This is a genomic window from Fictibacillus sp. 5RED26 (genome assembly GCF_015903895.1).
Lineage (GTDB): Bacteria > Bacillota > Bacilli > Bacillales > Fictibacillaceae > Fictibacillus > Fictibacillus phosphorivorans.
In genome coordinates this window covers 161,923-176,047 of sequence record NZ_JACZDU010000006.1, presented here as the reverse complement: position 1 = coordinate 176,047, position 14,125 = coordinate 161,923, and the positions used below count along the sequence as shown (strand labels likewise).

16 protein-coding genes are annotated in these 14,125 nt (G+C 39.8%); 7 read left to right on the top strand and 9 right to left on the bottom strand.

Features of this window, described 5'->3' with window-relative positions:
- Positions 1-6: 6 nt before the first annotated feature.
- Positions 7-240, bottom strand: coding sequence for a YvrJ family protein (locus tag IHV10_RS23140; protein WP_082861534.1), 234 nt, complete (start codon positions 238-240; stop codon positions 7-9).
- Between the two features lie 366 nt (positions 241-606).
- Here IHV10_RS23140 and IHV10_RS18795 point away from each other — a divergent pair, with 366 nt between their 5' ends.
- Complete coding sequence (locus tag IHV10_RS18795; protein ID WP_197133045.1) at positions 607-777, top strand: hypothetical protein; 171 nt, start codon at positions 607-609, stop codon at positions 775-777.
- 552 nt (positions 778-1,329) lie between these two features.
- On the opposite strand, the gene IHV10_RS18790 is transcribed toward IHV10_RS18795, so the two are convergent.
- Together IHV10_RS18790 and IHV10_RS18785 are read right to left on the bottom strand one after the other, a co-directional pair.
- Positions 1,330-1,659 carry a YwdI family protein gene (locus tag IHV10_RS18790; RefSeq protein WP_197133043.1) on the bottom strand — a complete coding sequence of 110 codons (330 nt, stop codon included), beginning with the start codon at positions 1,657-1,659 and terminating at the stop codon, positions 1,330-1,332.
- Between the two features lie 270 nt (positions 1,660-1,929).
- On the bottom strand, positions 1,930-2,160 hold the full coding sequence (locus IHV10_RS18785) for a hypothetical protein (protein ID WP_137791186.1): 231 nt from the start codon (positions 2,158-2,160) through the stop codon (positions 1,930-1,932).
- 359 nt (positions 2,161-2,519) lie between these two features.
- On the opposite strand from IHV10_RS18785, the gene IHV10_RS18780 reads away from it, so the two are divergent.
- Positions 2,520-3,074 (top strand): beta-class carbonic anhydrase, encoded by a 555-nt coding sequence (locus IHV10_RS18780; protein ID WP_197133041.1) that lies wholly within the window; start codon positions 2,520-2,522, stop codon positions 3,072-3,074.
- A 47-nt stretch (positions 3,075-3,121) separates the two neighbouring features.
- Here IHV10_RS18780 and IHV10_RS18775 read toward each other — a convergent pair whose 3' ends face one another.
- Positions 3,122-4,711 (bottom strand): bifunctional metallophosphatase/5'-nucleotidase, encoded by a 1,590-nt coding sequence (locus IHV10_RS18775; protein ID WP_197133039.1) that lies wholly within the window; start codon positions 4,709-4,711, stop codon positions 3,122-3,124.
- Between the two features lie 261 nt (positions 4,712-4,972).
- On the opposite strand from IHV10_RS18775, the gene IHV10_RS18770 reads away from it, so the two are divergent.
- The 4 genes from IHV10_RS18770 to IHV10_RS18755 all read left to right on the top strand — a co-directional run bounded on the left by IHV10_RS18770 (position 4,973) and on the right by IHV10_RS18755 (position 10,200).
- Entirely contained in the window at positions 4,973-5,323 is a 351-nt protein-coding gene (locus tag IHV10_RS18770) for a general stress protein (RefSeq protein ID WP_137791188.1), read from the top strand.
- A gap of 216 nt (positions 5,324-5,539) precedes the next feature.
- Positions 5,540-6,754: an NAD(P)/FAD-dependent oxidoreductase gene (locus tag IHV10_RS18765; protein WP_197133037.1), complete on the top strand. Its 1,215-nt coding sequence runs from the start codon at positions 5,540-5,542 to the stop codon at positions 6,752-6,754.
- A 261-nt stretch (positions 6,755-7,015) separates the two neighbouring features.
- Positions 7,016-7,804: a helix-turn-helix domain-containing protein gene (locus tag IHV10_RS18760; protein ID WP_197133035.1), complete on the top strand. Its 789-nt coding sequence runs from the start codon at positions 7,016-7,018 to the stop codon at positions 7,802-7,804.
- Positions 7,805-8,070: 266 nt separating this feature from the next.
- Positions 8,071-10,200: an alpha-amylase family glycosyl hydrolase gene (locus IHV10_RS18755; RefSeq protein ID WP_197133033.1), complete on the top strand. Its 2,130-nt coding sequence runs from the start codon at positions 8,071-8,073 to the stop codon at positions 10,198-10,200.
- A gap of 284 nt (positions 10,201-10,484) precedes the next feature.
- On the opposite strand, the gene IHV10_RS18750 is transcribed toward IHV10_RS18755, so the two are convergent.
- Positions 10,485-11,282, bottom strand: coding sequence for an alpha/beta fold hydrolase (locus tag IHV10_RS18750; RefSeq protein ID WP_197133031.1), 798 nt, complete (start codon positions 11,280-11,282; stop codon positions 10,485-10,487).
- Positions 11,283-11,460: 178 nt separating this feature from the next.
- Here IHV10_RS18750 and IHV10_RS18745 point away from each other — a divergent pair, with 178 nt between their 5' ends.
- The gene (locus tag IHV10_RS18745; protein WP_197133028.1) at positions 11,461-11,958 is read left to right on the top strand and encodes a YajQ family cyclic di-GMP-binding protein; all 498 of its coding nucleotides are present in this window, start codon (positions 11,461-11,463) and stop codon (positions 11,956-11,958) included.
- A gap of 58 nt (positions 11,959-12,016) precedes the next feature.
- Here the strand turns inward: IHV10_RS18745 and IHV10_RS18740 are convergent, their stop codons facing one another.
- From IHV10_RS18740 to IHV10_RS18725, 4 genes are all read right to left on the bottom strand, one after another.
- Positions 12,017-12,241 (bottom strand): hypothetical protein, encoded by a 225-nt coding sequence (locus IHV10_RS18740; protein ID WP_066399175.1) that lies wholly within the window; start codon positions 12,239-12,241, stop codon positions 12,017-12,019.
- Positions 12,242-12,361: 120 nt separating this feature from the next.
- On the bottom strand, positions 12,362-13,081 hold the full coding sequence (locus IHV10_RS18735; RefSeq protein ID WP_370629677.1) for a lysophospholipid acyltransferase family protein: 720 nt from the start codon (positions 13,079-13,081) through the stop codon (positions 12,362-12,364).
- 14 nt (positions 13,082-13,095) lie between these two features.
- The gene (locus IHV10_RS18730) at positions 13,096-13,470 is read right to left on the bottom strand and encodes an SLAP domain-containing protein (protein ID WP_197133023.1); all 375 of its coding nucleotides are present in this window, start codon (positions 13,468-13,470) and stop codon (positions 13,096-13,098) included.
- 107 nt (positions 13,471-13,577) lie between these two features.
- On the bottom strand, positions 13,578-14,123 hold the full coding sequence (locus IHV10_RS18725; RefSeq protein WP_197133021.1) for a hypothetical protein: 546 nt from the start codon (positions 14,121-14,123) through the stop codon (positions 13,578-13,580).
- Between the last annotated feature and the right edge of the window lie 2 nt (positions 14,124-14,125).

The following is a 14,125-nucleotide window of genomic DNA, read 5'->3' as shown; positions in this document are numbered from 1 at the left end:
CGAACGTTAACGTTTTTTCGGCTGACGTTCGCTGTCCAGCAATCGGACGTACTGATCGATCTTACGCTCAAGCTCTTCTTTCTCTACTAATTCAGAGTGAAGTTCTCGGATGATTCCTTCTAAGCTCTGAATGCGCCTCTCAAACTGAAAAAGCAAGTAGCCCGCGATGACAATAGGAAATCCCACATTACCGAGGAGATTGACTAAGTTTAACCATTCACTTGCTCCGACCATTTCCATTCACCCCTCATTTTTTATCGAACAGAATAGAACGTATGTTCGTAATTTTAGTATAAGGCGAACGAAGAATTTTTACCATCATTCCTTTCTCATATTTTTATTTTGATTCAAAGGACCTATTTGAAATGGGTCTTGAGAGTTTGTTAATTTCCGCTCCAGGTTGCACGCTTTCCACGGGGCGTGCGTTGAGCATCCTGCTGCTTTGCGCCTTTAGGAGTCGTCAACCTTGCGCTCCAATTTAACAGGCATATGATGTGTTAAAAACTAAAACCATAGAAAGAAAATTAGAAAGAGGTTTAAATAAATGTGGCAGTGGAATAAAAAAAGTATGACAGAAAAAAATTACATACGAGGAGGAACAATAAAATGGAACTTCTTATTACAATGATATATACAATTCTTGGTTTAGCTGCTCTAAGTCTAATCGCAACAGTGACTGCCATTTATTTTTCTAATAAAAAGATCAACGAAAGAATTGAAATTGCCAAACGTAGAGATGCACGAATGGAACACCAGAATACTTATGTTTCGATCTAACAGCGCTGATAGTAGTGCTGTTTTTTTTTATGGATATTTTGCGCATTCATTGTTGCCCTTGAAAGTAGTTGATTTCCGTTCCAGGTGCTCGCTTTCCGCGGGGCAGGCGGTGAGCCACATTCGTACGTTTCGTATAAGTGTCTCACCTGTCCAGTTGCAGTGGCTAGCCCCTCGAGGTCAAAAGCTAAATGGTCCAGAAGGCAAAGGGCGCCTTCCTAGCCCATTCACCTTTTGCTTGTCGGGGCTGAACGAGCCACTTCCACTCTTGGGACTGCCCGCCTGTCCCGCAGGAGTCTCGCACCTTCCACTACAATCAACTATCAAAGTAGAAAATTACTTAAAAACAACAACCTTTTGGAATAGAATGTTCGTTGTGAGAAGACCCTTGTGAAAATATCAAAACGGGGAAATGTGGGGAAAACTTGTGGAATTATCTCCAGAATTTCCGAAATCCCCTCTCCTTCTACCCCACCACAAGTACTCTCCCCCATACAAACCAACATAAAAAAGAAAAACCCACTCAGAAAGAGCAGGTTTTCCAACAATCTTGCATTAAAAATCAAAAATAGAGTCTCCGTTGCCGTCTTTTTCGTCTTGATCTTCATCCTCATAGTCCATATCAAAGTCCATCATAGACTTTTTGTGTTTTTTTGCTGGAGGAGGAGCGGTCACTAGGCTAGCTGGTTTTTGAACCGGATATGAAGGGACCCAGCCTTTTACGTCAACAGCTGAATCATCCTCATCCGCTTCTAGCATTAATTCGCACAATGTTTGAATGGCTGAGACATGTTCGCGCAGTTTTGGAGAATTCTCATCTAATACTTTCATTTCAGCAACATGTTTTTCTATTTTTTTTGCAAACTGACTTACTGATATATTCATCGGTTTCACCACAATTGTTTTTTTCTTATTCTATCAAACCCGTTCACATAAATAAAATAAATGCCAAAAAAGGCAGCTCAAACAAGCTGCCTTTAGCTCCAAATTCCGCTCAAGTATATTCATACACTAGCACACGTACGGTGATCCTGCCGCGAGCATGATAGTGAATGCGAAAAATAGCCCTATTTATTTTTTTCAGCAGACCCCCTTCTTCTCAAGTGATTAAATCAAAAATTTCACTACACCCATTCAAACATTCATTTATGTAATCTATGACGTATCCACCCAACTGAAATTCTGATTATTGAAAGGACCGGCAATTGCAGACATAACTTCCGATGCATTCTTGTTACTCACTTCGCCATACGAAAAGAAATTAACACCAGATTCATTCGCCATGATAACTTGTCCCGTTTTCGGCATAGAAACTGACACCATGTAGTTCTTCATAACCGACCCCATTAACAGCAGAACCCAAAGTACATACGTCATAACTTCCATCTTCCCTACCCCTTTCAAATTTTCATTGATTTGTACCGATCTATTTAAACCCTACTTTACTGGCAAGTTTTTTCTTTGTTTCACCCTCCCTTCGACTTACCAATGTATGTGGTGTTAATAGCGATTATACGTACCTTTTAATAAAATGTTTGTCACAATGTGCTTTTGTTTTAAAGTTTCTATCAACAAAAGATTCGCTTCAAATACAAAAAAGAGCAGATTCGGCCCACATTTTTGTATAATAGTGAATATAGAAGTGAATATGTTAGCGAGTTTAAGCTGAATATGATAGAAAAAGACGTATACTTCTAAATCTTTTTATACTTTAATTATTTTCTGTAGAAACAAGGAGGAGAATCATGTCCGTACTTAACGAAATCTTAGCGTTCAATCACCAATTTGTTGAAAACAAAGAATATGAACCTTTCCAAACTACTAAATTTCCTGATAAAGGACTTGTTATTGTGTCTTGTATGGACACGCGCCTGACTGAATTATTGCCTAGTGCAATGAATATCAAGAATGGTGATGTAAAAGTTATTAAATCGGCTGGAGCGGTAATCTCGCATCCATTCGGTTCTATTATGAGAAGTATCCTTGTGGCTATCTATGAACTAAAAGCAGAAGAAGTAATGGTCATTGGTCACTATGACTGCGGAATGAGCAATGTAAACGCAGATGGACTACTTGCCAAGATGAAAGACCGTGGCATTGAAGAATCGACGTTTGACACGTTAAAATATTCTGGACTCGATTTGAAGAAATGGGTTCAAGGGTTTGAAAGTGTTGAAGATTCTGTGAGAAACAGTGTACAACTTGTTAAAAATCACCCGCTGCTTCCTGAAGATATTAAAGTACATGGTCTCGTTATCGACCCTGCTACAGGAAGACTTGACCTTGTGGAACGTGGATAATAAATAGAAAAAGGCAAAGCGCATTTTACACGCTTTGCCTTTTTTAATTATGGGTTGATCTTCGTTATTCTTCCTTCAATCTGCGCAGATACGGTATCGCGATTTTTAAAATAGTTCACTAGTGCTTTGAGATCCGTAACGCTTACCGTCGGATTCTTCCCTTCTAGTAAAACGGTATAACCATCACCGCCACCGGCCATAAAATTATTTACGGTAACTGTATATTCTTGTTCTGCTGCAATCGGTGTTCCATCACTCTTAACCATAGAAACAGTTCGGTCACCCACAGGTTTGGAAAGGTCGAACGTAGCTTTCAGACCAGAAATCTGAAGCATCTTCTCTTTTTCCGTTGCCCATTGAGATTCAAAAAGTTCTTTGATCTGCGCTCCTGTAAGTGTCATCGTAACAAGGTCGTTGCCAAACGGCTGAACGTTAAAAAGTTCTCCCCATGTCACTTCACCCGGATTGATCACATCACGTATTCCTCCTGGGTTCATAAACGCAAAATCAGTGCCCGTCTGTTCTGTCATGGAATCTGCGATCACATTTCCTAATTCAGACTCACCATTATAGGCTTCTGCCCCTGATAGCAATTGATTCGTGTTCCCTACTACTTCATTGATGATCGGTGCTACTTGGTCTTCGGCTTGCTTAATAATATTTGTAACTCTCGAATCAGGTTTTACACCTTTTTGCAAAACCGAAACTACTTCTGCTTTACTTTTTACGATATCCTTTGTACGGCGATCAATTTTAAGATCCACATCAGCAAAAGCTGTTCCGTATGAGAATGCTTGTACAAGCAGCTTGTTATCTACTACAGCGTTCACGTTTCTATGATTGTGTGCGCCAAACATTACGTCAACTTCATCATCCACTCTGTTTGCCATATCAACGAGTTCACCAGATACTTCTCCGATCGCCGATTGCTCAACAGGGTTATGTGCTAAAACAACGATAGACTTTACGCCTTTTTTCTTAAGAGATTTCGTTGCCTTATTGATCGCTTCTGCTTCATCTATAAATTCAACGCCAGCTGTTCCACTCGGAATGACGATATCCGGCGTGTCTGAGAAAACTACTCCGATGAATCCGATGTTTACACCTTTGACCTTTTTAATTACATAAGGTGGAAGAATATTTTTCTTCGTCTTCTTATCTATGACATTAGCAACCACATATGGAAAGTCTGCACCTCTAAAATAGCCTGTTTTTTCATGAGTTCCACCTTTTATCAAACGCATCATCTCATCTACGCCTTCATCAAACTCATGGTTTCCTAATGTTCCTACATCAAAGCCCATCTTATTCATGATTTCTACTGTTGGCTCGTCTTGCAGCAATGCAGATGTCGGAGAGCTCGCTCCTACCATATCGCCTGCATGCACCAAAAGAGTGTTAGGGTTCTCTCGTTCTCTCATCTTTAAATAGCTTGCTAGATAGTCTGCACGTCCAACAGGTTCTCCTGCCACATTACGTGTAATATCGATCTGTCCGTGAAAATCATTTACTCCGAGCAGTTGAACATCTAAGTAACGGCCCTTGTGTTTTTGGGTGGCGTGATCCTCTGCATGTACGCCTGCGCCGATTGGTGTTAATCCTAAAGCAAGTGCTAAAGCTGATAATGTCTTTTTCATTAAACAAACTCCCCTATCACTCATTTTGTAAAAAACTCAACAATTAAAAGTATATATTTTGAAATGTAAAATGATAGAGGATTTTCGTAAAAATGATGTAAAAACGTTATATTCCAATAAAAAAGGAGTTTATGCCTACACACCTGAGTTCAAGCGGCTCTTTTAGTACTTTTATCCCGGTACGCATTCAAAAAAGTATGTTTAGTCCTTTAAAAATTCGTGAATACACACTATAACTTCGTTTAAAGGAGAGGATTGTAAATGGTGAAACCTATCGTACATGAATTTAACTCTCAACAAGAATTGATTGCAGCTGCAAGTGATTTGAAAGCTCGAGGTATTCACGAAGACAACTTATATGTATTATCCCACGAAAAGGATGACACAAAAGATCTCGCACATGACGCAGATGTAAATACAATCGGTTTAAAAGAAGAAGGACTCGGCACGGCGATTAGCAATGTATTTGAGTCCAGAGGCGATGAGCTTCGCAACAAGATGACAGAATTAGGGTTATCTGATGTAGAAGCAGATCAGTATGAGAAGAAGCTCGATATGGGCAAAATTTTATTGTTTGTAAAAGAAGAAGATAAAGTTAATACATTGCCATAAGTTGAAGAAGAGAGGTGCTTGTCCAATCGGGCATGCAGCTCTTTTTTTTGTGTAATTTAAATTCTTCCTCACTCATCATAATTTAAAGTTTCTCCTTAAAAATTGAACCTTGTAGCAGGAGCATTCACACAAAATCCATATTCTTGAAAAAGTTTCTTCTCATGCGTTTCTTTACACAAGATAGGGGGAATGAAGAGAAGACGAGGAGGAGTCACTATGAATTTACACAATGGTCAGCTCTATTGGCCTGAAACCTATACAAACACGGGTCAGTACCCGGTTCTTGAAGAAGATATATCGTGTGATGTACTAATTGTTGGTGGAGGCATGGCAGGCGCCCTATGTGCCCATGTGCTCGGTCAAGAAAAAGAATTAGATGTAGTATTGATCGATCGAAGACACCCCGGTGCAGGAAGCTCCTCAGCAAACACAGGACTTCTGCAATTCTCAAGCGATAAGATGCTGCACGAACTCATTGAACAGCAAGGTGAACAGGATGCTGTTTATTTCTATCAGCTTTGTTTACAGGCGTTAGAAGATTTGAAGAAGATGACGTCTGGACTATCCGAAGACCCTGAATTCCGTGAACAAAAAAGCTTGTACTATGCCAGCACTCCAGAAGATACGTTAAAACTCGAACGTGAATATGAGGCATTAAAGAAGTACGATTTTCCAGTAGAATACCTAGAACCACAAGAGATTTCTTCACGTTTTCCTTTTTCCAAACCAGCTGCTCTCGTTACGAGTGGTGATGCAGATGTGAACCCGTATAAGTGTGTACAAATCTTGTTAAAGGATGCGGCCGCTTCCGGAGTTAGGATCTTTGAACAAACACCTCTTATTCGTAAAACCAAAACGGTTCACGGCTTTACCTGCGAATCCGAAAAAGGAACCATTTCAGCGAGATATGTTATCTTTGCGACTGGTTATGAGAACGACTTTTTAGCTCAGCAATTAGGAGCGGACCTGAATCGTTCATATGCGATCGTAACAGAACCTCTACCTTCACTGAAAACATGGTACGACGAATGGATGATCTGGGAAACGAAGCGTCCATACCTTTATATGAGGACGACTAAAGATGGAAGAATCGTTGCCGGCGGTCTAGATGAAGACAAAGCTGAAGCACCGTTAAATGAAGGACTTATCGAAGAACGTGGTGAGCGAATTCTTCAAAAGATCAAAGAACATTTTCCAGATCTATCCCCAAAAATCTCTCATTCTTGGTGTGCGACGTTTGGAGAATCGCATGACGGACTGCCATATATCGGTGAACACCCTAACCGTCTTGGCGAGTACTATTGTTTAGGGTTTGGCGGTAACGGAACCGTCTACAGCATGTTAGGTGCAACGATCATCAAAGACTTGATCACAAAAGGGTTCCACCCCGCTTCACGTTTGTTCACGATCGCACGCGCTGTAAGTTTATAAAAACACTATTTTTATAAGCTTCGTTGTTCTTGAAAATGTTTTATTTCCATTTAAGGATACTTGTTTCAACCAACCTGAATAAGAAGCAACCAACACCCTTTATACGACCAATTTACTTGGTCGTTTTTCTAATGCCTTCAAACCTATTTTAGTAGATATTACATAGGTGCAACCTCAAGTTGACATAGTGCATCTGCTAAAATATAGAAAACCATACATTGTTTAACTACAATTAAAGGAGTAAATGAAAGGAGCTCACCTATGACATTCAGTGAAAAACTTTTTAAGCTTAGAAAACAAAAAGGCCTCTCACAAGAAGCGCTCGCCGAGCAATTAAATACAACCAGACAAGCGATCAGCAAATGGGAAAATGGTCAGGGCTTTCCTGAAACGGAAAAACTATTGATGCTCGGTAACATTTTTGAAGTATCTATTGATTACTTACTGAAAGATACGGTTGAAGAAAGTCGTGAGAATGAAAATGGTTATTATGTTAGCAAAGAGTTGGCGGAAGGATACCTTTTATCTCAAAATAAAATCTCGAAATACCTTGCCCTTGGATTTAGTCTGTTAATCTTTTCAACGATTCCTTACTTCTTATTTAAGGAAGATCCAATCACCTTTACTCTACTAACGATTTTAATAGCCGTTCTTGGAATTGGAACGATTACAGCAGGACACATAAAAGAGGATCGATACAGCCTACTTAAGAAAGAGATGCTGATTTTTGACCAAAACACTTTAAAAGATTTAAAAATTAGATACGAAGAGATAAAAAGTAAATATACTGCGGTAATGATGATTGGAATCTGCTCTATTGTTGGAGGAGCTATCTTCTTTTTAATCATAAAAAAAGAATGGGTGGACGTAGACTTATTAACTCCGTACAACCCGATTTTTATTGCATTGATAGGCATCGGGGTCTACATTTTGGCTCGTACTCTATCCATCATTGATGCTTATCGAATTTTGGTCAAAAATGAGGAGCATGTGAACACTCTAAATAATAGTTTGATGAAAAAAGTGAAGAAGAAAATCAATGATCTCTAAAGAAAACCTAAGTCTAAATACCTTCTTCTCACAAGCAAAAATTACTTTTGAATCATTTTCATTCTGTCTTTCCTTTAAGTATCAATGTTTGTCCTTCAGGCCATGAATAACTTAATTGACAGCGTTTACATTAATTTGAATAATGAGAGTAATAGAGCGCGCTATTACATGTAAAAACTTGAGGGCAATGTTTATTTCAAGACAACCCCGTTATTCCTTGCGAATAACGGGGTTTTTTATTTTCTAAAAAAGGAGTGAATAACCGCATGAAAAAAAGCTTATTCGTTTCAGCTGCACTTAGTTTGTCTTTAACGTTCTCAAACCTTCCCTTTCAAGACAGCCAACCAACCGTAGAAGCTTCTAGTTTCAACAAGGTTAACTATGGTCAAGATGTAATCTATCAGATTATGACCGATCGTTTCTCAGACGGAAACGCATCAAATAATCCTACAGGAAGCCTGTTCAGCAGTGACTGTTCCAATCTTCGAAAATATTGCGGCGGCGACTGGCAAGGAATCATCAACAAGATCAATGATGGATATTTAACGAATATGGGTGTTACAGCACTTTGGATCTCACAGCCAGTTGAGAATGTGTACAGCGTATTGAATGATGCGGCTGGCACCACGGCTTATCATGGCTATTGGGGCAGGGATTTTAAGAAAGCCAACCCTTATTTCGGAAGCATGACTGACTTTCAAAACTTAATCAATACCGCTCACGCCAAAGGCATCAAAGTCATAATTGATTTTGCACCGAACCACACATCTCCAGCATCTGAGGACACGCCAAGCTATATGGAGAACGGTAAACTTTATGACAACGGAACACTTGTCGGTGGGTATACAAACGATACGAAAGGTCTGTTTCATCACAACAAAGGAACGAATTTCTCCTCGATAGAAGATGGAATCTATCGTAATCTATATGACCTCGCTGATTTTAACCACCAAAATCCAACCGTAGATACGTACTTCAAGAATGCGATCAAACAATGGCTAAACATGGGAATCGATGGTATTCGTGTAGATGCGGTCAAACATATGCCGTTCGGCTGGCAAAAAACATTTATGGAAACGATAAATTCTCATCAGCCTGTGTTTACATTTGGAGAATGGTTCTTAGGAGAAAATGAAGTCGACCAAAACTATTATGATTTTGCGAACAAATACGGAATGTCACTGCTGGATTTCCGTTATGGTCAAGAACTCCGCCAAGTGCTTCGCAACAATTCGGATAGCTGGTATGGTTTTGACAGTATGATCACAGAAACCCAAACCAAATATGAACAGCCGATCGATCAAGTAACATTCCTTGATAATCATGATATGGATCGTTTTCATACGAACGGAGCGGATACGAAAAAGACAGATCTAGCACTTGCCGTTATGCTCACATCACGCGGTGTTCCTAACATCTATTATGGAACAGAACAATATATGTCTGGTAACGGAGACCCAAACAACCGAGGAAAGATGACTTCTTTTAGTCAAACAACCAAGGCATATCAGATCATTAAAAAGCTCTCTACCCTTCGAAAAACGAATCAAGCCCTTGGCTTCGGAAAAACAAAACAGCGCTGGATCAACAATGATGTTTACGTATACGAAAGACAGTTTGGAAACGATGTTGTCTTAGTCGCAGTAAACAAAAGTACTTCAACGAGTTATAACGTGAGTGGAGCTGCTACAGCGTTACCAGCTGGAACTTATACTGATCAATTAACGGGTCTCTTAACAGGGAGTAATATTACAGTATCAGGTGGAACGATTTCTGCGTTTGATCTATCGCCAGGCGAAACAGCCATATATGCACATAATAGCAGCAGTTCTACTCCGGTTATCGGTGGAGTTGGTCCAGCTATGGCGAAACCAAGCAATTCACTCACGATCAGTGGTGATGCTTTCGGAACCTCGACGGGTACCGTAAAGATAGGCACCGTGAATGCAAACGTTCAATCATGGAGCAACGACGAGATCAAAGTTACGGTTCCTGCAGTATCAGCGGGAAGCTACCAAGTAACCGTAACAAATTCTTCTGGAACGGTAAGTACTGGCTACGGACCGATTGATATATTATCTGGATCCCAAAGCTCCGTGCGATTCTTGATCAACAATGCCTACACAAGCACCGGACAGAACGTTTATGTTGTAGGAAACACCGAAGAACTAGGAAATTGGAATGCCGCAAAAGCTGTAGGACCATTTTACAATCAAATCATCGCAGCGTATCCAACATGGTACTACGACATCAGTGTACCAGCGGGTAGAGCACTAGAATTCAAGTTCATCAAAAAAGATTCCGCAGGAAATGTAATCTGGGAAAGTGGAACAAATCATACGTTCACCACCCCATCTTCCGGACCCGGGACTACGATTAATAATTGGCAAAACTAAATAAACAAAAGAAACGACCCTGCTGGAAGGGTCGTTTCTTTTGTTTATCTTGTCTTTAATCTTAGCTGTTAAAGTTAGTAGCTACTACCGTCATCTTTAAAAGGCATCCGTGACAAGTTGATTGTAGTGTAAGGTGTGAGACTCCTGGGGGATCAGCGGGACAGGTGAGACACCTATGGGCGCATAGCGCCGAGGTGGCTCACCGCACGCCCCCCGGAAAGCGAACACCTGAAACGAAAATCAACCACTTTCAAGAACAACAAAGTTTACGCAAACACCTGTTTTTATGAAGCATTCGGTGCAGCAGCAATCTGCTTGCGAATAAACTCAATCGAACTCTTGTTAAAAAGCTCCGGCTGGTCTACATTACATACATGTCCGCAATCTTTAATAGTTAAAAGCTTCGAATGCTTCTTCTTATCAATGAACGCCTGAATCGGCGGTAAGAACATATAATCTTCCTCACCCATGATGTAAAGCGTAGGGATTGGAATCTCTTTTTTACGCAAACTTTGCAGAAATGGATTAATCTTCAGGGTGAGCTTAAACCATCTCTTGAACTCTTTTTGACAAAGCTTTTTTGCTTCTCCAATAAACAAAGAACGCGAAGCTTCATGTCTCTTTTTCGGCATGATCACCCAAGCAAACAAGCTGTAAAGCCACATGTACGGGATGAACGATTTACATAGGTTCCCCATCGCAATCAAGAACCGCGAGCGGAAATTCATTTTTGTAACCGCGCCGCCAAGCGTCATAGAAGCCACTCGGTCTGGATAGAGTTCAGCAATTGTTTGAATTAAAATTGTCCCCAAAGAAATTCCTACGAAATGAGCTTTTTGAATCTTTAGATGATCCATTACCTCAAGCACATCGAGGCTGACCTCTTTGAACGAATATTTTTTTAATAAAAATGTATCGGATTGTGATTTGCCGTGACCTCTTAGATCGACAAGCAAAATATTAAAATGTTGTTTGAATTCTCTTAGCTGTTTATACCATATGGATGAACTGCCCCCAGCTCCATGGACAAAAATCACCCATTGATGATTTTTTTCGTGTGTGTACGTTTTGTAATGAAGCAACAAGTACTCCTCCTAGTGGTTCAAACATTCTGTAAATTTTCCAGCCTTCATTTTAACATAAAAACTTATACTTTGTACCCGTTTCCACGGAAAAGAATGTGTACAAACTGGAAACATAACCACAATGTATTTATACTGTAACTATATAAACGAAGTAATCGTCAGGAGGTTTCACAAAATGGCTAAAGAAAGTTCATTTGATATCGTTTCACAGGTAGATCTATCAGAAGTAGACAATGCGATCAATATCGCGACAAAAGAAATCACAACTCGTTATGATTTTAAGGGTAGTAAAAGTGAGATCACACTCGACAAATCCAGTGAAGAGCTCGTTTTAGTTTCTGACGACGAGTACAAGCTAGAGCAGCTAAAAGATGTTTTGATCACAAAGCTGATCAAACGTGGCGTGCCAACAAAAAACTTAGATTACAGCAAGATTGAGCAAGCTTCAGGTGGAACTGTTCGCCAACGTGCAAAGCTTGTAACTGGAATCGATAAAGACAACGCAAAGAAAATCAATATGCTGATCAAGAATTCTGGACTTAAAGTGAAAAGCCAAGTTCAAGATGATCAAGTTCGTGTAACGGCAAAGAGCCGTGACGATCTTCAGCAGATTATTGCGCTTGTTAAAGAAGCAAACCTGCCAATCGACGTACAGTTTATCAATTACAGATAAAAAAGGTTCTAACAAAAAGGATGCCTCAAAAGCAATTAGCTTTTGAGGCATCCTCTTTTTATACCGATTTCTTCTGATCCGGCGAATCGAGCAGTTTCATCTGTTCGAGTTCAATCCTCATCTTTTGGGTTTCGATCACATAGTTGTCATGCTTTAAACGTTCCAGTTCTATCTCATCTTGTAGCATCTTATGTTTAAGTTTCGTCTGTTGTTGAAAATGACCTAGTACGATTGCAATAATGGGAATTGAGAATATCATAATGACTGTAATTGTTCCTGTCATGGTATTCCTCCTAGAAATTATTACCTTCTATCCCAATAATAACAAATATCCATGCTGTTCGTACAGGTTATTCGTTAAGCTGTTTTCGCCAACATTCGCACTTTCTTAGATCAGATCCACTTAAGAAACGGCTTTTTTTACACCGTTTTTAATAATTTCCTCTGACACCCTTGCCAATTCTTTAGCATCTTGATGTTGTTCTGGATAGATCGGCGGATGAACGGTAAGGTGAACTTCCGCTGGCTTGATCCAAAATCCTTGTTGTTCCATTATTTTATACGAGCCGTTAATCGTAACAGGAATGATCGGAACACCAGATTTAGTCGCTAGTTTGAAGCTTCCCGCTTTAAACTCTGACATAGCGTCACCTTTACTTCTCGTTCCTTCAGGAAAAATAACAAGAGATGTTCCGTTTTTCAGCAGTTTGGCTCCCTCATTGATCGCTTGAACAGACTGTCTTACATTCTTACGATCCATGAACAAACAGTTCAACTGCTCCATCCATGTCCCGATAAAAGGCATCTTCTTAACCTCGATCTTCGAAATGAATGCCTTCGGTTTCTGGATATAGCCTAAAAGAATCGGAATATCGAAGTTACCTTGATGATTGCTGACAAAAAGCACAGCTGTATCGTTCGGGATGTTTTCCTCACCGCTTACTGTGACACGTGTCCCACTAAGCTTAACGAGCGAAGTTGACCACTCTTTTACTTTCTGATCAACCAACCAGTCCCGCTCTTCTATCTTTCCAGCTTGATAAAACTTTTTTACACGGTTTAATGAGGGGATCAACTTTAATAAAATTCCCCAAAAATAAATAAACCAAATAATCGTTCTCACACGTTTCCCTCGCTTTACATGATGATTAATTTTCCATACTCTCGAGATGGCTTTCTTCCTAGTGCTGCTTCTGGAAAAATAAACGTCCATGGCATACTTGTTTCAGGTGGAACTTCCAACGTATAACGGGAATCCATTTCACCAATCGTATGCTCCTCTTCTTCATACAGCACTTTTTTCCCAATTAAAGAGAAAGGCCCTGTCGAATAATTATTTACAAGCACAGTCACTAAAAATTCTTTTTTATGGTTATAAGCTGTTTTCAAAATCACAGCCTGCTGTCTCACATGTTCTTCTGAATGCAATTCAGAAAAGACTCGTTCTATCTCTTCTCTGTCTTGGCGGGCTATAGTCTTGTCCCATGCAAATTCAAACTCCAATTTTTGCAAGAATATCCCCTCCTTTGAACCATATTATCATATTTTACTGTAAACTACTGAATTTCAAACAATAAGCCGCAAGAGAACAATCCCCCACGGCCATAAATTTTATAAAATTATTCAAAAACAGAACTTGCCGCTTCAATCAGCTTCTTTTTCTCCGTTTTTCTGTCTGTATCTTCCTTTATTAAGTACTCCATTTTATAAAATAAACCATCCTTTTTCCAAGCAAGGATAGGAAGATCATTACTTCCTGAAAAATAAGCATCCGTGCCATCACTAAGCTCAACTTCGTCTTTCGTTTCTAATTTCTCGGTTTTCGGGAGAAAGTTAGATACTCGATAAGCTAAATAAACATTCTGCCCTTGTTGTTCCGGATAAAAAACGGAGTCTACCAAAATATTTCGTTTTTCACCCCAATCGGAAATCTGATAAGTTGAAAGAGCGACTTTAAACGGCAATTGATCAGGCAGCTCCAGTGAGAACGGAACCGCTTTTAGTGTTTCTTTCTTAGAAACTTGATCGTAATAGCGTGGATAAGCACCTTTTGGATGATCTTGCAGTGTTAAGTTTTTATCGTTTAACGTCCTTTTTTCCTCACTCGAACATCCAGCAAGCAAAACTACTATGACTACAAATACAAACCAACCCCACTTTTTCACCC